The organism is Klebsiella sp. WOUb02 (assembly GCF_050058015.1).
Taxonomy (GTDB): domain Bacteria; phylum Pseudomonadota; class Gammaproteobacteria; order Enterobacterales; family Enterobacteriaceae; genus Klebsiella.
Genome location: NZ_CP170110.1, coordinates 2,603,529 through 2,622,598 on the forward strand (window position 1 = coordinate 2,603,529; position 19,070 = coordinate 2,622,598).

Genomic DNA, 19,070 nt, shown 5'->3' on the forward strand with positions numbered 1-19,070 from the left:
CCATACAGTACACTAAATCAGAAAATCGGCATCGCTATCTCTTGACAAAATCAATAGTCAGATATAATTTCATCACATGATGAAATTTAGGGTAACTATATGAACAAAAGAGGCCCACGCGAAAATAGTTCCTCATCTACTAAAAGCTTAATTTTAAGAGCAGCATTACATTGTTTCTCTCAAAATGGGTTCGACAGAACTACAACACGCATGATCGCAAAAAGCGCGGGAGTTGATATTGCATTGATAGGTTATCACTTCGGTTCTAAGGAACACCTATGGTTAGCTGTGATTGATAAGTTGTGTGAGAAACAAAAAAATCTAATCATACAGATTCAAAATATAATAAAAAATAATAACGATGTAAGAGATTCTCTCTCTTCTGTTGTGGATATACTGACCAATATTGCAAAAGAAGCACCAGAACTTTTAATGATGATTTGTAATGAAATGACATCTAATGCTGATAAGTCAGAGGTCATTCAGACCAAAGTTATTGATCCATTAATAAACGAAATGTCTCCTATATTCGAAAAGGCAATGCAAAGTGGTCATTTCCCTATTGGAGAATCAAGGGTTGTAATTTTTTTCTTACTTGGAGGGTTGTCACAGGTTTATTTAACAAAAAACAAAATAAACATTGAAAACTTGCTTGTTTTTATCAGAAACATGATCAAGTAGTTACTACCTGGAGCGTTTATTATGAAAAGCACACATGTTACCTACTTTCCACCAAAACAACAGAAACAGTTTGATATTAATTATCAGAGTATTAAGGATACTTCATATGCGGCTTTTTTTAAATCAGAGCTTAACTTACCTGATGAATTGTTAAAGCTTATAAATAATGGACCTGTTAAAATAGAGCAGACCTTTTCGCCTACAATAGATAATATTAATACTCTTTATGAAAATTTAGATGATTTTCCGTATGCTGTGTATGGTGCAGTAGACGACGGGCAGGAAGGGTTGGTTACATTTAATCTTCATCGGCATTATATGGAGGGTGTTTCTGTTGAAATGATGCAGTGGTGGTTTACCTGGCATGTTCAGTCGAAGGAAAGATATAGTCTTTGGTTCCCACATGCTCACATAGATAATTCTGTAAAATATCCTGAGAGGTTAAATGACAACAACTTATCCTATGCGGAAAAAATGTATGGTAACCCTAATAGGATAAAAGAATATATAGGTGGTATTTATCTTGATGGTGTCATCCACTTTATGGATCCGGTTGATATAGGTTTAAGCCCTACCATATTAGAGAAAAATAATCTCAAATTCTCTGCAAGTGGATGGTCCCATCCTTTTGATCATCCAGACTCAGCAAGTACGCTGATGTTACATATTGGGCGTGATGTCGAAAATGGCTTTGAACTTTTTACATGCTATTTTATTGGCGGGCATAAAGAGTTTAGTCGAATATCTAAAATTCCAGGTTCAGGTGAAAATGCTTTGCTAGGATTAATTAACTCTGGTGTAAATAAAGATACCATCATAGACATGTCATATGAAATGGCAATGCATGATCTAACAGAATTCACAAATCTGGCAAGTATTCTTCCCGAACTATACTCAAAATTTGGACGTGGCAGTTAAAAATATATTTCATTTTAAATGTATGAATTCAGTATTAAATGCTGCATTCAAAATGCAGCATTAACAACTCACGCATCAACTTTTGGGACGAACTCTTGAAGTTGCTAACATCTCTGTCTGATTTTGTGGCGAATTTTACTACCAATTTACACCCTGCTCTATATATTCTATTTCATTTGTTACTGGATTCCGCTTCTCCCGGTAGTATGTACTAAAATTACTACCAGAGGGCAACTCTGGTTCACTGATATTTTTCTTTTTGAGATTTTTTTTACATTCCTGTATTAATTCTGAAAAGTTCTGTTTGCTAAAACCCTCATTACATGCCTTGGTTTTTTCTATATCAGAAATATCTGGGTTTATATAGTGCCATTTTCCTTTGAATTCTTCTTCTGAGTAGGAAATATTTGATATGAAAAGACAGTAGGCAAGAAATAAATATTTTATATGCATCGCTTAATTCTTTTTGTATATACCGCTATTGATTTTAAACCGTTAATTATACAGCAATCAACGGTCTATTTCAAGTTGAGTGGTTTTTGTACGCGTCAATGTTGTGGTCCACCTGTCTTTAATTGTCAATGTTACAACCTGCTAACTTGCTGGTTTTCGTTTTAAGAATAATCCTAATGATAAATTATATTAATTCCCTTGTACTGTTAACTACGTTTAAATCCTGATCTGAATGATTTTCACGTGTTATAAAAATTATACTACTTATATGTCTCAGGAGTGTGAAAGAATGGGTATTTTATCATGGGTTGTTTTTGGACTTTTTGCGGGTATTATAGCTAAGTGGATAATGCCTGGTAAGGATGGCGGTGGTTTTATCATAACAGTTATCCTTGGTATTATCGGTGCGCTGGTCGGTGGTTGGATAAGCACCTTATTCGGATACGGCAAAGTTGATGGATTTAATATTGGAAGCTTTGTTGTTGCTGTAATTGGTGCCTTAGTTGTCCTGTTTATATACAGAAAAATAAAAAGCTAGCTTATTGGTGTATTAGTATAGCCGTCGCTTTATCAGTGACGGCCTTATTACATTAACAATAGATTAAATGTAAAATTATTTATTTTCTTTGGATGAAGCCTTCTCAAGAGCAATTGGCAATAATTTATCTAATTGACTCTCTACTTTTTTATATGCATCTAATGGTTTACCATATGGATCAACTAAGTCTTCATTTTTACCCGTTGCGTACTCGGAAAGCGTAAAAACTTTATTTTTTGCTTGTGGGTATTGTAATAATATTTTTTCTTTGTGTTTTTCTGTCATTGTTAATAAAAGACTAGATTTTTGTATATCTGTCTCTGTTAGTTGAGTGGCCTTATGCTCTGATATGTCAATTCTTCTTTCTTTTAATACGGTCATCGTACCTTTTTCTGGTGTTAATTCTTTTGGGTCAACATTTACGCCTCTTGATGCAACAAGAATATTCAGTTTTTTTGTCTTTATTATTTCTTTGCTCAGTGCCTCTGCCATAGGACTACGACCAGTATTTCCTGTGCAAACGAATGTTACTATATTATCAGAAGCATTAGTTACACAACTTATTGAAAGCAAAACCAATCCAAAAAAAACTATTGCTTTTTTCATTTAATTCCTTAAGTATCATGTGAATACACCATGAAAATGGTGTTTTTATTAAAAGCATATCTTACATTTATTCAACTGCATTTAAACTACGAATATTGATATTTTATCCTCTTGATGATGTATACCGCACAATAAGTAATTTCAAAAATATGATTTACTTATAGCAAGATTTTTCATTTTATTGTTATATGGATGTTTTATGAAAGTGCACAATTAACCTACGCTATTTTTGCGTCTTACACTGCTATATAATATCTTCAATTTTTTTATATGTTTTATATGATGATAATGGCGCAATTGTTATTTGTTCACAAAATCAATGTTGATGACATTATCTGGAATGTCATTGCCGGATTGAATGATCTCATACTCAATAAAATCCCCCCATTTCAGAAACAGATTTCGTAGCTTCTCTGCTTGCTGACCGACTTGATAGGTTCTGATCAAACGATCTTTGGGGACATGGTTCAGCAGTAGCTCAATCAACCGTTCAGGTGCGTCCAGATACTCAGAACAACCCGTTGCAACGCTACGGCGCAGGTCGTGTGGTGAGAAGGCTGCGACTTCTGCCATATGCTTTGTTCTTAAACGTTCAAGAGCACGAGTTATGGCATCACCAGTGACGGGAAAACCCGGTTTGCTGAGGGACTCGAATACCCAACCTCCTTCTGAAATGATGCGCTGTGTTTTCAGTATGGATAGGGCAAGAGGGTGCAGGGTCAAAATATGACTTTTACCGTTTTTGGTTTCCGGTATCGTCCAGCGGTCACCATTAATTTGTTCCCAACGCATATTCACTGCTTCTGAACGCCGTACACCCGTCAGAATAATGATGCGTAGTGCATTGGCGATAGCTTGGGAAAGGATAACGCTGGATGCGATACCTCGTCCTCCGCTGGCGATAGCACCACCACCAAATCCAGCTTCGTCCAGTGCTTTCCATAACATTTGCAACTCGTCTTGTGGTAGCCACCGTTCACGTGGTTTACCCATTGAGGCACCAAACATGGCAGGTTTAAGCAAACGAGCAGGATTATGGTCGATCAATCCCTGTAATGCGGCGTGGTCAAGCGTCATATTGAGAAGGATAAGCCCTTTGCGAACACCTTCGACACTGGTCTTTCTTACGCGGATCAGATGTTCGTAAATAACGGCTCTGGATAAATCATAGACCCGTACAGTACCTAATCCTTTTTCCAGATGGCGACGATATGTCCCCAGATAATCTGCCAGTGTGCGTGCACCAATGGGTTTACTTGTTGCTCTGAATGCCAGCCAGCTTTCCCACAATTTTGAAAAAATAGGCATTTGCTCATTTTGCTGTTTTTCCGTTTTACGGGCATAGCGTGGATCAATACCTTGCTTGACCAGTTCTACCGCTTCTGCATGCGCTTCACGCGCCTGAGCCAACGTCATCGCTGGGTAAGCACCCAAGGTGATTTTGATTTGTTTCCCGTTGAGGTAAGGGCGGTACAGCCAGCTCTTCGTTCGACTCCCAGAGCGGGATTCGATTGATAAACCAGAACCTGCTTTTGATTTAACGCTGACGACAATACGGGTTTTGCCCTCTTCTGGCGTCAGGTTTGCTACCTGTCTGTCCTGGGTGATCATGGTTCCCATTTTGACCTCATCTCGCGTACTTACTGGCGTACTTATTTAGCATTGTATAGAGTGAAATCTGATGGAACAATATGAGACGGTATTTTAAATTAAATATATGATTTTAATGTTTTTATTGGTATGGTATGGGATGTAGTGAAACTTGCTGAAATCGACCTTTTTTATTTTCGTAATGCGAAGGTCGTAGGTTCGACTCCTATTATCGGCACCAGTCATTTCTATCTTATTGATTTAGTTAACATTAAATCCATTCAGAGTGAAATCGCGTAGCCTCTCCTACATAGAGGCCCTACAGCCGATGGCTCAACGTGATAATCTGTATCGCCGTAGCAGCGGTATTTATGTTGTCCGTATTGCAGTTCCCGCCCGATACCGTCTCTACACGGGACAGCGTGAGATTCACGCTTCAACAGAAACAAACGACATCAGAAAAGCGCGAGCGATTGCCGCAGGTCTATTGGTTGTCTGGCAGCGATGTCTGGGTGAGTATCAAAAATTGGATAGAGAAAAGTTGGTAAGCAGTGCGCCTGCTTTGGCTGGAGAAGGAATGATCAGCCTCACTGAATTTTGCGGTTTAACGAGCGCTTCCCTGCAACAAGTGGCGCAGCGTCTACTTGATACGAATATCCCACTTTTTTGGCTTGCTGGGCGGTTGAGGTTCTGCGGCATGAGCCCGGAATACTGAGGCGGCTGAATGTCGTTAATGCACTGAAAACGTTAGGTAAAGAGTACAGTAATATGGTCATGGGAAACTGACCATATTACCGGGGATCTCTCAGCCCTGAGGGAGAGGGAGAAAAAGCGCTGCCGCATCAGGCACCGAAACCCGCTGGCGCGTCGGTACGATGCGTAGCCCGGATAAGGCGTTTACGATGCATCCGGGAAAATCAGGTCACATTCAAACGATCGTATTCGTTGCATAACAACCAATTCACGGGCACATCCTCCTCGATGGCCGGGAAACGCCCGCCGGGTTCGAGGAAATGGTTATCGCGCGTATCGTCATTGACCATCGAAATCTCCCAGCCGAGCACAAACGCTTTCTCGGCCCAGAAACGGTGATACAAACGCGGCGGCAGGCACACACCCTGCCCCGGTTTTAACACCAGCGTCTCGCCGGGCTTAAAGGTACGTCGCCGCCCGTCCACGCTCACTTCAACCGTGCGCCGCTCATCAAACAACGCCTCATCCGTCGCCCAGCCGAGCTGCATACACAAATCGCCGCCGCCCCGGTTCAGAATGTCTTCCATCTTATGAGTATGAAAATGCCACGGCGTCTGCTGCTCCTGCTGAATTTGCAGCATCTTTTCGGCATACGGCTTCGAGTACGCGCTCGAATTCAGCGCGCCGTTACGCAACGTCAGCAGCGTCAGGCCAATCTTGCCGAAATCACCCCGGCCAAAATCGGTGATGTCCCAGCCCAGTTGCAGATCCAGCACCTCACACCACTCCTCCAGCGACTGCTTTCGCCAGGCATCGGCGGTAAAAAACGCAAACTCCGGCAGGCACACCCGGAACGTCTCGGCGATGGCATGGGCTTTATCAATGGTATAGTTAATCTGTGAACGTTTCATTCTGTTCTCCCGGTTCGAATGGCGAGCCAGGCAGCGCCGCGCATACCGCTGCTGTCGCCGTGATGAGCTTTCACGATAGGGGTGGAGAAATGATCGGTAAAAACGAAGGGGGCCACGTCAGCGTCCAGGTTCGCGATAAGCAACGCCGCATTCGACAGCCCGCCGCCAATCACAATCACGCCAGGGTCGAGCAGGTTCACCACCGTTGCCAGCGTGCGGGCAAGCTGCTGGCGAAACCGCGCCACCTGCCGTACGGCATTAGGTTCCCCCTGCTGTGCCAGCGCCACAATCACATCGCCCGACAGATGTTGCCCGCTAAGAAGCTGATAGCGCTTACTGATGCCCGTTCCCGAGACAAACGACTCCACGCAGTTGTCTTTGCCGCAGTAACAGCGTGCTGGCGGCCCGTCGTGCCGCTCGCTGTAGCCCGGCAGGGCGATATGCCCGCACTCGGCGGCATTCCCCCACGAGCCAACGAACGGCTGGCGATTGATGGCTATTCCGCCGCCGCAGCCGGTACCGAGCGTAATGCCAAATACTACCTCATGCTGCAGCCCCGCACCGTCGCAGGCTTCCGACAAGGCAAAGCAGTTGCCGTCGTTCGCCATCACCACCGTCTGCCCCAGTAACTGCTGGAGATCCGTCTGCAACGCGCGGCCATTAATCACCTGAATATTCGAGTTCTTAATCAGCCCGCTCAGCGGCGAGACGCTGCCCGGCAGGGCAATCCCCGTCATCATCGACTGTTGCCTGTCATGGCGAATCTGGTCGATAAAGGCGACCACCGATTCCACAAACTGCGAATAGCTCGCTTTTATCGTCGGGCAGCGATAACGGGCCATTTCCCGCCCCTGCGCATCCATCACCACCGCCGCGATTTTTGTGCCGCCGATATCCAACCCCAGGTAGTCCATATCCCTTTCCTTGTTGCGAAAGAGGCGGGCGAACCCGCCTCGATGGCCTTAGTAGAGTGACGCTTTCCCGGTCGATCCAAACAGCTTCATTTTGTGGCGGATCACATCCCGTGCGGCGTTGATCGCATCCGGGTAGATCACGTTCGGATCCCACCAGCTTTCTCTGGCGAGGATCTCACGCACTTTCTGGAAGTAGGCGTGTTTCATGTCGCTGGAAATGTTGATTTTGCCCACGCCCAGAGTCACCGATTCAGCGATTTCCGCATCCGGGTTGGCCGAACCACCGTGCAGCACCAGCGGAATATCCAGACGCCCGGCTATATCGCGAAGAATGTTCATTTGCAGCTCCGGCTGCATCCCTTTCGGGTAAATGCCGTGCGCCGTACCGATCGCCACCGCCAGGGTGTCTGCCCCGGTGCGAGCAATAAAATCTTCCGCCTGAGCCGGGTCGGTATAGGTTACTTTCGACACACCGCCTTCCACGGAGGTGCCCGTCTGGCCGATAGTGCCCAGCTCCCCTTCCACCGAAACACCCACCGCATGCGCCAGGCGCACCACCTCTTTGGTCAGCGCCACGTTCTCTTCATAGGGCAGCAGCGAGCCGTCGATCATCACCGAGGTGAACCCGCACTGGATTGCCCGCAGCACATGCTCGACGGACGCGCCGTGGTCCAGGTGCAGGGTGAACGGTACCGGGCTGCGCATCGTGATATCGCGGACATAGCTGAAAAAGGTATCCCCGACAAAATCGTGCTCGCTGGGGTGGATGGAGATAATGGCAGGCGTGTTGGTGGCTTCCGCTTCTTCCACCACCGCACGGATAAAGCAGCTGTCCGCCACGTTGAACGCTCCAATGGCGAAGCCGTGTTGGCGGGTGGGTTTCAGTAACTCTTTCATTGAAATTAACATGTTAACTCTCCAGTTTCAGGGTGTAGCAAGCCCTGCCGGTGCGTCGTTGCAGAGGCATAGAAGGCGTGACAGAAAAAATGAATCAGGCTTTGCCGATGGCGCCGCTGGCCTGCAGATACGGAATAATGGCTTCCTCGCTGGCCTGCTCCATGGCCATCAGCACATCCACCAGTTCGCGAGAATTGTCATGACACAGGGTATGCAGCAGCGCGGCTTTCCCGGCTTCAAACACCGCGGCACCGACGTTAATCTTGGCTACGCCAAAGGACGGGCAACGATGCATCTGGTCAAACGGGGTACCGCTGCCGCCGTGCAATGCCAGGGGCACCGTTGATTTGCGGGCCACTTCTTCCAGGCGCTGAAAATCGATAGCAGGCGTGATGCCGGGGGCGTACATGCCGTGCGCGGTGCCGACCGACACCGCCAGCAGGTCAATCCCGGTCTGCTGGATAAACGGCTCAACGTCGGCGGCCTGGGTCATCAGATCCGCATTGGTGGCGTGGTCGTAGCGCGGCGCATCGGCCAGATGGCCCAGTTCCCCTTCCACACACAGCCCGGCACTGGCAGCCAGTTCAACCACTGCGCGAGTCTGGCGAACGTTCTCTTCCAGCGGGAAGGCGGACGCATCAATCATCAGCCCGCTGAACCCGGCGCGAAACGCCTGGCGAATGCGCACCGGATCTTTTCCGTGGTCCAGTGCCAGCGTGACCGGCACCGTGGCCTCGTCGGCCAGCGCTTTCACCAACGCCACGGCCACCGGGGCCGGGAAATGGGCCAGATGCCCTTGATACAGGTTCAGGATGATCGGCGCACGGTGTTTCTCGGCAACCTGCACCGCAGCACGGGCGCTTTCGAGATTCATACAGTTGATGGCGAGCAGCGCATAGTGTTCACGCCAGGCTTTGGTCACCATGCTTTTCATGTCGGCAAACATAGGGTCTCCGTTTATTCCAGGGTGAAGGTGATCTCTTCGTCTTTCAGCTTTTTCTCGCTGAGTTCGTCAAACTCTTCGTCACGTTCGGTCACCGATTTCTTCCACAGCGACAGCATCACGCCGCAGATAACCGTGCCGATCCCCAGCGCCAGGCAGAACAGCAGCGGATGGGTAAACAGCGGGACCACGAACATGCCACCGTGCGGCACCGGGCTTTCCACGCCCCACACCATGATCAGGCCACCCGCAACCGCCGAGGCCACCACACAGGAGCCGACCACGCGCAGCAGGTCGCGCGCTGCAATCGGGATAACCCCTTCGGTAATCATGCAGATCCCCATCGGGAAGGCGGCTTTCAGCGCTTCGCGTTCAGCGCGGGTGTATTTGTGGCGCGTCAGCAGGAACGAGAGGGTGATGCCGAACGGCGGAATAATGGAGCCGACAAACTTCACCGCTTCCGGCCCGTATACACCGCTCACCAGCAGCCCATCGGCGAACAGCGACATGGTTTTGTTCACCGGGCCGCCGAAGTCGAACGTTGCCATCGCCCCGAGGATGGCCCCCATCAGGAAGCGTGAACCGCCCTGCATCGACTCCAGCATGTGGATCAGCGCTTCCTGTAGCCAGCCGATGGGCTTGCCGATCAGGGTCATCATCAGCAGGCCGCCGATAATGGTGCTCAGCACCGGCAGCACCATGATGGGCATCAGACCCTGCATCGATTTCGGCAGACGAATATAGTGCTTAAGCAGCAGGACGGTGTAGCCTACCAGGAAACCACCCAGCATCCCGCCGATAAACCCGGTATGAATTTGCCCGCAGACAAAGCCGACAATCAGGCCCGGCGCGAATCCGGGACGGTCAGCAATGGAATAGGCAATCGCGGCGCTGATCAGGGGGACAATCAACCCCATTCCCCAGCCGCCAATCTGATTGAGCATCCAGGGGATGGTGCCCGTTTTTTCGCCAACGTTTGTGCCGCCGAGTACCTGGCCGAGGGCAATACAGATCCCTGCCGCCACAATTAACGGAATCATCCACGAGATGCCCGTCAAAAGATGTCTTTTAATTTCCTGCGAAACAGGAACTTTATTTCCACTCATGTGAGATCCCTCCGAATAAGGATCATGCATTAGCTAATGATTTTTCGACCTTTTCAAGAAACTGAACGGGTGATTTTATTACAATTTCGGTCTTAACTCGCACGATGCGTTTATTAATGAAGCGCTCTTCTCCTTTTATTTTGACATCGACCGCAAGAATAACGACGTCGGCTGCGGAAATATCTTCCGCCAGTAACTCATTTTCAGTACCGATAGTGCCCTGAGTTTCCACTTTAATATTATGCCCGAGCGCTTTTGCGCCTTTAACTAACTTCTCGCGGGCAATATACGTATGTGCAATTCCCGCTGTACAGGCGGCGACACAAACAATATTCATAACATGCTCCACTTTTTATTTAGCAAACATCGGATTCAGCATATTGACTGAACAAGTCAATAATCTTTTGTGGACTGCTCTCTTCCAGTAATTGCTCGATAATCTCCTCATCCGCCAGAGCACCCGCCACCTGAGACAGCAGACGGATATGCGTGGTATTTTGATCTTCAAGCCGTACAGCAAACAAAATAATGCAGCGCACGTTACTGCCATCGAGGGTTTGCCAGGGAATATCGTGGCGTGTGCGCCCAATCGCCAGAGTGGTATTGACCACCGCCGACGATTTTCCATGGGGTATTGCGATATGGTTTTCGAAGCCGGTCGACCCTTCCGACTCACGCTGCCAGACATCCTGAATAAACGTTTCCCGGCAATTAATCGCACCGTCTTTTTGCAACAGATCGGTTAGCTCTTCAATTGCCTCAGCTTTATTCGTGGCCTTCATATCTAAAATAACGCGATTCGTATTCAGGATTTTCGTTATGTCCATTAATCATACCTCATGGAATTCAGACATTAATGTTCGACGACCAGAGACGTCGCACGATGCAATTTTTCCGTGATGACCGTTTCCGTCACGCGTTTAATATCGGCATCATTAAAGAAGGCGGTGACATACACCACCGACCGGGCAATGGCGGGCAGATTGATCGTCGAGACCACCAGACTCAATATCCTCCGTCAGCATTGACGGCAGGCTCCCTGCGGAAACCACGCCTACGATGGTCCAGTCCGGGAAGGCTCGCAGGATGCGGCTTTTCAGCAGGTGTGACGTGCCGATGCCCGTCGAACAGACCAGCAGCACACGCTTGCGGGCAATCTGCCGCTCCATCGCCGCCTGGAAATGCACGGTCAAATAGCCAACTTCATCTTCCGACACCGCCTGTTCGCCCCAGCCGCTGAACACCCGGTTCACCGCGCACTGGGTCAGCCGCCAGACGTCCTGCAGCTCACCTTTGATATCGTCCAACAGCGGGTTACGAATGCGAATCTGGTAATTAAGGCGGTTAATCAATGGCTTAATATGAATCAGCAGCCCGTCGTACAGTGCAATGTCCTGGCTAAAGTCGCTGTCGACCATATCGGCGAAGGTCGCGATAAGCCGGTGGGTAATCAGCCGGGCCTCGTCGCTGGAGTGCATATGGCCAATCACGCTGACGTCGTTATGCTCTTCGATGACCACACCGGAAGAGATAATGTATTGATAAATAAACCAGACTTCGTCTTCCGGCAGCGGATGGACAATGCGTGTCTCGATACGCTGAATCATGCGGCTGGCAACGGAAAAGATGTTTTCATCGAAGGCGCTCGCGTTGTCGTCCTTTTTCGGCAGCGCGTTGCCGCGCGTAATGCGGTACATCATGATCAGAATATGGGTGAAAATATTGACGTAATACGGCTCGCCCAGCGACCAGCAGAGATCGTTTTCCATCTCCTGTAATAATGACTGAACGAATAAAACATCTTCTTCGCCAAAATAATGAACCAGCGCGTTATAACTGCCCGGGTCAAGACGAGAATAGATCATGCCACCCGGTTCATTATGGTTAATGACGCCGTTAATCAGCGCTGCCATTGCCTGGCGTACGCTACTTTCGCTGCCTTCGATATGCGTTCCGCTCTGGCTGCGAATCAACGTCAGCCCTAGCGGGGTAATCCAGGACTCAATCACTTTCAGGTCATTAACGATGGAAGCGCTGCTGATAAAATAGCGTTCCGACAATTTGCTGATTGACGTTTCATGTGGCGTTTCGCTTAATAATTGTGAGGCTATTTTCACGCGCCGGGAATTGTTCATCATACCATCGGTATCGTCACCTTCTGCACCCAGCAGCTGTTCGAGGTGTAACAGGTCCGTTATATTATCTGCGCTTAACATTACCCCGGCACCGGCACGTTTATTTATGCCGATACTCCATTCTGCTAACCACGGTTCCAGTATGCGTAAATCGCGTTGAATGGTTTTTTCTGAAACATTTAAGTATTCAGCGATTTTTAACAAGGTAATAAATTCCCTTCGAGGGAGAAGGAATTTCAATAATCTGTTTTGTCGCGAGGTAATCATTTGCATTATTTACCCTTACACAGATTAAAAATAATTAAGAAGCTCTGTACAGATAAGCTCCACTTGCAATCCGTGATGATAAATATAAAAGGGCATTGAAATAACGACAATACTAAATCGTGTCCTGCCTTCCGGACAGAGAATAAGACAAGATGAGGGTTCTCAGAGATATTTGCAGCGCAGATCACACTTTTTTCGCTAATTAACGTGATAGCGCTCGCAAATATGGGGAGGATAAAATTTTAAATCAGATAATTATTTTGTAGATGTCTGGAGTGGGCACCCAAACTCCGGTAGCGCAACGGTTTATCACCCGCCATGGGCACGGATCGTAGCCCGGATAAGGCGTTCGCGCCGCATCCGGGGTTCAGCGCCGTTGCAGAGCGCAACAGCAATGGAAGTGAGGACGTTAATGAGGAAAGAATGAATCCCGCGTAAAAACGGGGAAAAGAATTTCTGGCACACTGTGCGTAAAGGCACGATGAGATCTCTTCTGATTTGTTACGGTGCGTGTCAAGGTAGTTGTCGCCTCAGTTGATTCATGCGGCCCGCGTTTCCCGCTCCGGATTTAGCCACACTTCTTCCTGCCGCCTCCAGTTTCGCGTTGCCCCTGACCAGCGGTGCGGATGCTGCTTTTTCGCGGCCTCGTACACCGATTTTCGCTGTGACAGAAGTTGACGGTCTTCGCCTCTGTGCCGCTGACCCGGCGTCACATAGCGGATACCGCTGTGCCGGTGCTCTTCGTTGTACCAGCCGACGAAGCCTTCCACCCAGGCACGGGCCTCTTCCAGCGACGCGAAGCCCTTCTCAGGCCACGCCGGGACGTATTTCAGCGTCCTGAACAGCGACTCCACGTGGGCGTTGTCGTTGCTTACCCGTGGCCGGCTGTGCGACGCGGTTATCTTCAGTTCCGCAAGCTTCACCTGCAGCACCTGTGACTTCATGGGGGCCCCGTTATCCGCATGCAGCACCAGTGGCTCCTGCCAGCAACGCTCGCTCAGCACTGTCCGCTTTACCAGCTCTGCCGCATATTCCCCGCTTTCTACCGGATGCACTTCATAGCCCACGATTTTGCGGCTGAACACGTCTTCTGTCAGATACAGGTAGAACCAGTGGCCCGCCGTCAGCGACTTCAGCCACGTGATGTCCCACGACCAGACCTGGTTCGGCGCTGTTGCCTTCCAGGTCGACAGCGGCCTGCTTTGTGGAGCCTGCTGACGTCCCCGGTGACTGACTTCGCCGTAACGCCGCAGTACCCGGTAAAACGTCGATTCACTGGCGATGTAACGACCTTCATCGGCCAGCACCGGGACGATTTGTGCCGGTGGCAGACTGGCGAACCGGGGTTCATGACAGACAGCCAGCACCAGCTGCTCCTCTTCAGCGCTGAGCCTGTTCTTCGGCACCGGCCGGGGGGCAGCGGGACGCCGGTCATCAGAGCTGCGTTGCCAGCGCTGGCGAGTCCGTTCGCTGATACCCACACACTGACAGGCTGCGTGCTGCCGGGCGCCGGCATCAAGGGCTTCCTGCACCATGGACATCAGCTGTAATCTGTCGGCCGCGGGTGTCATTCGTCCTCGCGTTCTTCGGCGAAGAACGCCTTCAGCTTTTTTTCCAGAATGAGCAGCGCCGCGGCTTCAGCCAGCGCCTTGTCCTTGCGGGCTATTTCACGGTTAAGTTGCTGAATTTCTTTTTTCTGCTTTTTAATCAAGGCTCTTTCTTCACGCTGACCGGGCTGCATAAATTCGTCCCTCCACTGCTGAATTTGCTCAGGATAAAGACCTTTACGGCGACAGTATTCAGCCACAGCATGAGCAGAAAGCGGTGCGGTTTCAACGAGAACGGCAAAGCGGGCGTCCTGCGACCATTCTGGCGTTGACTGACTTTCCGCTACACGAACGCCAGCCTGAGTACGCCAGGCATAAAGCGTATTGGCCGGGATCCCCTCAGAACGGGCTAACTGAACGACCGGTTGATTATGTGGCGGCATCATTCTGGCGATCAGAGCGGCTTTACGCTCAGGTGAATAAGTGTTCATTATTGTCCTCTCCGGCCCCCGGAAATTTTTCTGTCAGAGGCGACAACTACCCTGACATGGGGGGGTTAGCGCCACCAGTAGATCACACTGCATCGTGCCTTTCACTTTTTCTGGAGATTCCTCAGGCCGGAGGGGGAAGAGTGGGCTAGCGGGCAATATCGCTCAAACCATAGCCGTGGAATTTTTGCAGCACTTCATCGATCGCGGCATCGCTTAATACCGGCACCTCCGGAGTGACCGCCAGCGTCAGCAGATAGAGCCTCGCCAGCACCTCCACCTCCTGCGCCAGCCACAGCGCTTTCTCCAGCGTTTTGCCACAGACGATCATCCCGTGATGCTGCAGGAGCGTGGCTTTATAGCCGGTCATGGCGGTGACCGCATAGTCGGACAGCGCCTGGGTGCCGTAGGTGGCGTAGCCCGCGCAGGGGATTTTTTTCCCGCCCGCCGCCGCGACCATGTAGTGAATGGCCGGGATCTCTCTATTCAAAATGGCCACCGCCGTCGCATGAACCGCATGATTATGCAGAACCACGTTCTCCTCCGGCTTCGCCTGCAAAATAGCCTGGTGGAAACGCCATTCGGTGGACGGCGTTTTGCCCGCCTCGGCGCGTCCCTGCCCGTCGACAAAAACGATATCGTCTTCGCTCAGCTGCTCATAGGGGACGCTGGTCGGCGTAATAAGCATCCCGTCGCCAAAGCGGACGCTGATATTGCCCGATGTCCCCTGATTAAGCCCCATACGGCTCATTTCCAGACAGGTGTCGATGATCTGGCGTGCAATAGCGGTTCTTTCCATTGTGTTTTCCTCGGCGCAACAAACTAGGGTGGATGACGTTGGCGATATCTTCTGGCGGCGTCCCGGATGGCAATAGTCAGCCATGTAGATGTGTGATGATTGTCAAAATAATGGGCCCAAAAGGAGAAAACTTGCCGCTGAAAACCGTCCGCGCAGCGCCCGTTTGCCGTCGAGGGAGGGCAAACGGGCAATTGGCCGCATCGCCCTCCTGCAACCCGAATGATTTAGGGTATAGTGCGCAAGATTGCGCGGCGAACGAGGAGTGAAAAGATGAACAGGCAGGCCCGTCTGGCTGAGATTATTGCCCTGCTCAACAGCAATGCGTCTTTACGCGTCAGCGAGCTTGCGGCCGGGCTGAACGTCAGCAAGGAGACGCTGCGCCGCGATTTGCAGTATCTGCAGTTCAAGGGGCTGCTGGTCAGGGAGTACGGCAGAGCCAGGAAGCTGGAAGGCGCATCGAAGGGGCCGGGCATGGCCTTTGACTCGCGATCGAAAAGCCACGCCCAGCGAAAAACCGCGCTGGCGGAGACCGCCATCGAGTGGATAACGCCGGGGATGTGCATCGCGCTGGACGCCAGTTCGACCTGCTGGCATCTGGCGAAGCGGCTGGCGGACCAGGATCTGACGGTGTACACCAACAGCTACCGCATTTGCGCCGAACTGGAAAAGAAAACCCGCATCCGGGTACTCTGCTCCGGCGGCACGCTGGACAGAAAGTACGCCAGCTACATCAACGACTCGCCGCTGCATATAGTGCGCCATCTTGATATCGACCTGTTCATCTTCTCCTGCGACGGTATCGATGCCGACGGCAATATCTGGGATACCGATAACGGCAACGCGCTGTTCAAAAAATTCATGCTGAAAAAGAGTTTGCAAAGTATTTTGCTGGTGGATTCCAGCAAAATAGCCCGCAGCAGCGAAGTGGTTATCGGCAACGTGGCGGCGGTCACCGCGGTTATCCGCCGCTAGGCTGGCCGGGGAACCAGGTCTGATAATCAAAGCTCACCTGCGCCCGCGCCTCATCCGCGCTGCGGTATACCCCGCAGCCGGCCCAGGCAAACATCGCGGCTCCCGCGACGGTGGTTTCGGCCTTCGCCAGCACCTTCACCGGCAGCTGTAGGGTATCGGCCTTAATTTGATTCCACAGCGCGTTGCGGCTGCCGCCGCCGACCAGCACCAGTTCCCTGGCTTTGAATCCGGCTACCGCCTCCAGCATCGTCAACTGTTCGCGCAGGCGGAGCGACAGCGCCTCCAGCGCCGCGCGGTACAGATGTCCGCGCCGGGTGGACAGCGTCACCCCCTGCCAGCCGGCCTGCTTATCGCCCATCAGATCGCTGCGCATCGTTACCCCTTCGCAGCCTGCCGGCACGCGCCCGGCCTCCTGCAGCATCTGCTGATAAACCTGCGGAGCGGGCGCCCCCGGCCAGTAGAGTTCGCGGACCCACTCCAGGACCCCGGAGGCCAGATATTGGCAGCCGGGGTTAAAGTAGCCGCCAATGCTATCCAGCTCGCAGGTCGCCGCGCGGTGCGACTGCAGCAGATCGGTATTGATGCTGGCCGAGCGCACCATCAGGATCTCCCAGGTACCCGAGGAGAGCACCGGCTGATTAAGCCCCACGCCCGAACCGTAAAGCGCAAACTGAGTATCGTGGCCGCCGGCAATCACCGGAATGCCCGGTTTAAGCCCGAAGCGGGCCGCCGCCGCCGGCTGCAGCTCGCCGATCGGCTCGCCGGAGTTCACCATGCGCGGGAACAGCGATCGCGTAATGCCGATCGCCTCAAGCAGCCGCTCGCTAAAGGTCTCTTTGGCGACGTCCAGCAACTGGCTGGTCCCCGCCATGGTTCTTTCCGTGGTCATTTCACCGGTCAGCTGAAAGCCGATCAGCGACGACATAAACAGCCACGCGTGGGCGCGTTCGAATACATCGGGGACGTTCTCCCGCAGCCATATCAGCTTATACAGGGTGTTAAAGCTGTACGGCGCCACGCCGGTAATAGCCTTCAGCTCGGCCGGAGCCAGGTACTTGTGGATATTATTCATCACCGCTTCAGTACGCGGGCATTTCCAGCTGATCACCGGATACAGCGGCGCCCCGCGGCTATCCACGAGCGCGCCGTCGACGCCAAAGGCGGTAATGGTCAGGGCGCGCACCGGATATTGCGGAAGTTTCCCGACCAGCGTCCGGCAGCAGTGTTCAAGACTTTCCATGATGTTTGCCAGCGGCCAGATGTGCCACTGCGGGTTTTCCGGCGGGTTGAGCGTAAAGTTTTGCCGGTGGGCGCTGGCCAACACGTTACCCCGATCATCAATGGCCATAGCGCGAATATTGGTTGCGCCGCAGTCCAGCACGATCACCATCTCTTTCTGCATTTTATCCCCTCCCCGCCAGGCCGGCCCCTCGCCGGGGCGCGGTATATTTTCTGTAGGGGATGGTTATCACTTCGCGAGTGATTGAAAAGGGGCATCGCTATCAGGGGCGAGACTATGCGGCTGAACTGTGAAAAGGATCACTAAAAACCGCCACTTAACGGCAATACGGCGCGCACGGTTCTGCCCGTTTTCATCCAGCAGAGAGCAAGCGGGCAGTCGGGCGGGCTCCCTGCCGACAGATGCAGCCATAGCCGGGCGTTGTCCAGGACCGCGCCGTGAGCGTAATATTCCCTGCAGTCAACTTTCATTATGCAACCAGCGATATTCGCTCAGGGTTTCATGAGATCGGTTAACGGAATTTTTATCACGATCTTACGAATTGCCTCGGGCACCGTTGTCGCACAGTTAGGACGATGCAGATCCTGGGTAAACAGCACCGCAAAGGTGCCTGTCAGCATCCTGATTCGGGTTTCATCGGCTACCGGCTTATAAAAAATAATATCCCTGACGGCGTCATAGGGCTCGTGAATCTCAAGATCGACGGGTTGGGTTTTAACATAAATAGTTTCATGACCGGTGACTAAAAAATGCAGGTCAATATAGCGGCGATGAGCTTCAGGATAATTCTCCTGTTCCTGTTTTGTTTGCAAATCCTGAACCTGAACCTGCCACCCGGTTTGCTCATCGGTATGCACTCCCGATGGTAAAGCCGGTAAGTCCTGTTTAGCAAGGTACGCCAGCGCGTACCTTACCGCAGGAGAATAATATTGCAGGTCGGTGTTATCTATATGCCCGGTGATCATAATACTCTCCATTGCAGAAATTTTTGATTTACAGCCTCATAGACATAAATAATCCTGCCAGGAAACCCGTCCACCGCCAAAGGACGAAATTAGCATATTGCGAAAAAATATGAACGCTGCTCCAGGGCAGGACTATTCAACATATTACTTTAAATATAAAAACGTTTAATCTCGCCGTAATCATTTATGAAATGACCGATGGTTGCCGGTTTTATATCATCCTCGCAGGTTAACGTATTCGTATACAGTATAAAGAGGTCGTGGCCGTGATATATAGCTCATTATTATCCGGGCCGCCAATCGTACAATTCGACACGGTCTCCGGCACGTCAATTTTACCAATTTTGTTGCCCATCTTGTCGAAAATGATAACGCCATCCAGGGTCCGATCCGGGAATTCTAAACCC

General features: G+C 50.8%; 18 protein-coding genes and 3 pseudogenes. 5 read left to right on the forward strand and 16 right to left on the reverse strand.

Annotated elements, in window-relative coordinates; genetic code table 11:
- Positions 1-99 precede the first annotated feature (99 nt).
- Both ABOC21_RS19535 and ABOC21_RS19540 read left to right on the forward strand, forming a co-directional pair.
- Positions 100-681 carry a TetR/AcrR family transcriptional regulator gene (locus ABOC21_RS19535; protein WP_426812952.1) on the forward strand — a complete coding sequence of 194 codons (582 nt, stop codon included), beginning with the start codon at positions 100-102 and terminating at the stop codon, positions 679-681.
- Positions 682-702: 21 nt separating this feature from the next.
- Positions 703-1,599 carry a DAPG hydrolase family protein gene (locus ABOC21_RS19540; RefSeq protein WP_426812953.1) on the forward strand — a complete coding sequence of 299 codons (897 nt, stop codon included), beginning with the start codon at positions 703-705 and terminating at the stop codon, positions 1,597-1,599.
- A gap of 138 nt (positions 1,600-1,737) precedes the next feature.
- Here the strand turns inward: ABOC21_RS19540 and ABOC21_RS19545 are convergent, their stop codons facing one another.
- Positions 1,738-2,052, reverse strand: coding sequence for a hypothetical protein (locus ABOC21_RS19545; protein ID WP_426812954.1), 315 nt, complete (start codon positions 2,050-2,052; stop codon positions 1,738-1,740).
- 289 nt (positions 2,053-2,341) lie between these two features.
- On the opposite strand from ABOC21_RS19545, the gene ABOC21_RS19550 reads away from it, so the two are divergent.
- A complete protein-coding gene (locus ABOC21_RS19550) occupies positions 2,342-2,590 on the forward strand; it encodes a GlsB/YeaQ/YmgE family stress response membrane protein (RefSeq protein WP_426812955.1) in 249 nt (82 codons plus the stop codon).
- 75 nt (positions 2,591-2,665) lie between these two features.
- Here ABOC21_RS19550 and ABOC21_RS19555 read toward each other — a convergent pair whose 3' ends face one another.
- Complete coding sequence (locus ABOC21_RS19555) at positions 2,666-3,196, reverse strand: low molecular weight protein arginine phosphatase (RefSeq protein WP_426812956.1); 531 nt, start codon at positions 3,194-3,196, stop codon at positions 2,666-2,668.
- A gap of 300 nt (positions 3,197-3,496) precedes the next feature.
- Positions 3,497-4,816, reverse strand: a complete 1,320-nt coding sequence (locus ABOC21_RS19560) for a tyrosine-type recombinase/integrase (protein ID WP_426812957.1) — start codon at positions 4,814-4,816, stop codon at positions 3,497-3,499.
- Positions 4,817-5,114: 298 nt separating this feature from the next.
- Between ABOC21_RS19560 and ABOC21_RS19565 the strand changes: the two are divergent.
- Positions 5,115-5,462, forward strand: a pseudogene (locus ABOC21_RS19565) (DUF6538 domain-containing protein); the annotation flags it as partial.
- Positions 5,463-5,703: 241 nt separating this feature from the next.
- On the opposite strand, the gene ABOC21_RS19570 reads toward ABOC21_RS19565, so the two are convergent.
- From ABOC21_RS19570 to ABOC21_RS19615, 10 genes and pseudogenes are all read right to left on the reverse strand, one after another.
- Positions 5,704-6,390, reverse strand: a complete 687-nt coding sequence (locus tag ABOC21_RS19570; protein ID WP_426812958.1) for a D-lyxose/D-mannose family sugar isomerase — start codon at positions 6,388-6,390, stop codon at positions 5,704-5,706.
- A complete protein-coding gene (locus ABOC21_RS19575; RefSeq protein ID WP_426812959.1) occupies positions 6,387-7,304 on the reverse strand; it encodes an ROK family protein in 918 nt (305 codons plus the stop codon). Before ABOC21_RS19575 ends, ABOC21_RS19570 begins: the two co-directional genes overlap by 4 nt.
- 48 nt (positions 7,305-7,352) lie before the next feature.
- Complete coding sequence (locus tag ABOC21_RS19580) at positions 7,353-8,213, reverse strand: ketose-bisphosphate aldolase (protein ID WP_159237654.1); 861 nt, start codon at positions 8,211-8,213, stop codon at positions 7,353-7,355.
- Positions 8,214-8,295: 82 nt separating this feature from the next.
- Positions 8,296-9,147: a class II fructose-bisphosphate aldolase gene (locus ABOC21_RS19585; RefSeq protein ID WP_426812960.1), complete on the reverse strand. Its 852-nt coding sequence runs from the start codon at positions 9,145-9,147 to the stop codon at positions 8,296-8,298.
- Positions 9,148-9,158: 11 nt separating this feature from the next.
- On the reverse strand, positions 9,159-10,250 hold the full coding sequence (locus ABOC21_RS19590; protein ID WP_426812961.1) for a PTS fructose transporter subunit IIC: 1,092 nt from the start codon (positions 10,248-10,250) through the stop codon (positions 9,159-9,161).
- A 22-nt stretch (positions 10,251-10,272) separates the two neighbouring features.
- Complete coding sequence (locus ABOC21_RS19595) at positions 10,273-10,587, reverse strand: PTS fructose transporter subunit IIB (RefSeq protein ID WP_426812962.1); 315 nt, start codon at positions 10,585-10,587, stop codon at positions 10,273-10,275.
- Positions 10,588-10,606: 19 nt separating this feature from the next.
- Positions 10,607-11,077, reverse strand: a complete 471-nt coding sequence (locus tag ABOC21_RS19600) for a PTS sugar transporter subunit IIA (RefSeq protein ID WP_426812963.1) — start codon at positions 11,075-11,077, stop codon at positions 10,607-10,609.
- Between the two features lie 26 nt (positions 11,078-11,103).
- Positions 11,104-12,658 (reverse strand): annotated as a pseudogene (locus tag ABOC21_RS19605) (BglG family transcription antiterminator).
- A 533-nt stretch (positions 12,659-13,191) separates the two neighbouring features.
- Positions 13,192-14,690, reverse strand: a protein-coding gene (locus ABOC21_RS19610; RefSeq protein ID WP_426812964.1) for an IS3 family transposase whose coding sequence is annotated in 2 segments (ribosomal slippage) — positions 13,192-14,249 and positions 14,249-14,690 — 1,500 coding nt in all. Because the reading frame shifts where the segments join, the coding sequence is not laid out codon by codon here.
- Between the two features lie 145 nt (positions 14,691-14,835).
- Positions 14,836-15,486: an L-fuculose-phosphate aldolase gene (locus tag ABOC21_RS19615; RefSeq protein ID WP_426812965.1), complete on the reverse strand. Its 651-nt coding sequence runs from the start codon at positions 15,484-15,486 to the stop codon at positions 14,836-14,838.
- A 270-nt stretch (positions 15,487-15,756) separates the two neighbouring features.
- Here ABOC21_RS19615 and fucR point away from each other — a divergent pair, with 270 nt between their 5' ends.
- Positions 15,757-16,458 (forward strand): L-fucose operon activator, encoded by a 702-nt coding sequence (fucR, locus tag ABOC21_RS19620; protein WP_426812966.1) that lies wholly within the window; start codon positions 15,757-15,759, stop codon positions 16,456-16,458.
- Here the strand turns inward: fucR and fucK are convergent.
- The 3 genes and pseudogenes from fucK to ABOC21_RS19635 all read right to left on the reverse strand — a co-directional run.
- Entirely contained in the window at positions 16,445-17,860 is a 1,416-nt protein-coding gene (gene fucK / locus ABOC21_RS19625; protein WP_426812967.1) for an L-fuculokinase, read from the reverse strand. The genes fucR and fucK overlap by 14 nt on opposite strands.
- Positions 17,861-18,189: 329 nt before the next feature.
- On the reverse strand, positions 18,190-18,663 hold the full coding sequence (locus ABOC21_RS19630; RefSeq protein ID WP_426812968.1) for a YhcH/YjgK/YiaL family protein: 474 nt from the start codon (positions 18,661-18,663) through the stop codon (positions 18,190-18,192).
- A gap of 229 nt (positions 18,664-18,892) precedes the next feature.
- Positions 18,893-19,042, reverse strand: a pseudogene (locus ABOC21_RS19635) (SMP-30/gluconolactonase/LRE family protein); the annotation flags it as partial.
- Positions 19,043-19,070 lie beyond the last annotated feature (28 nt).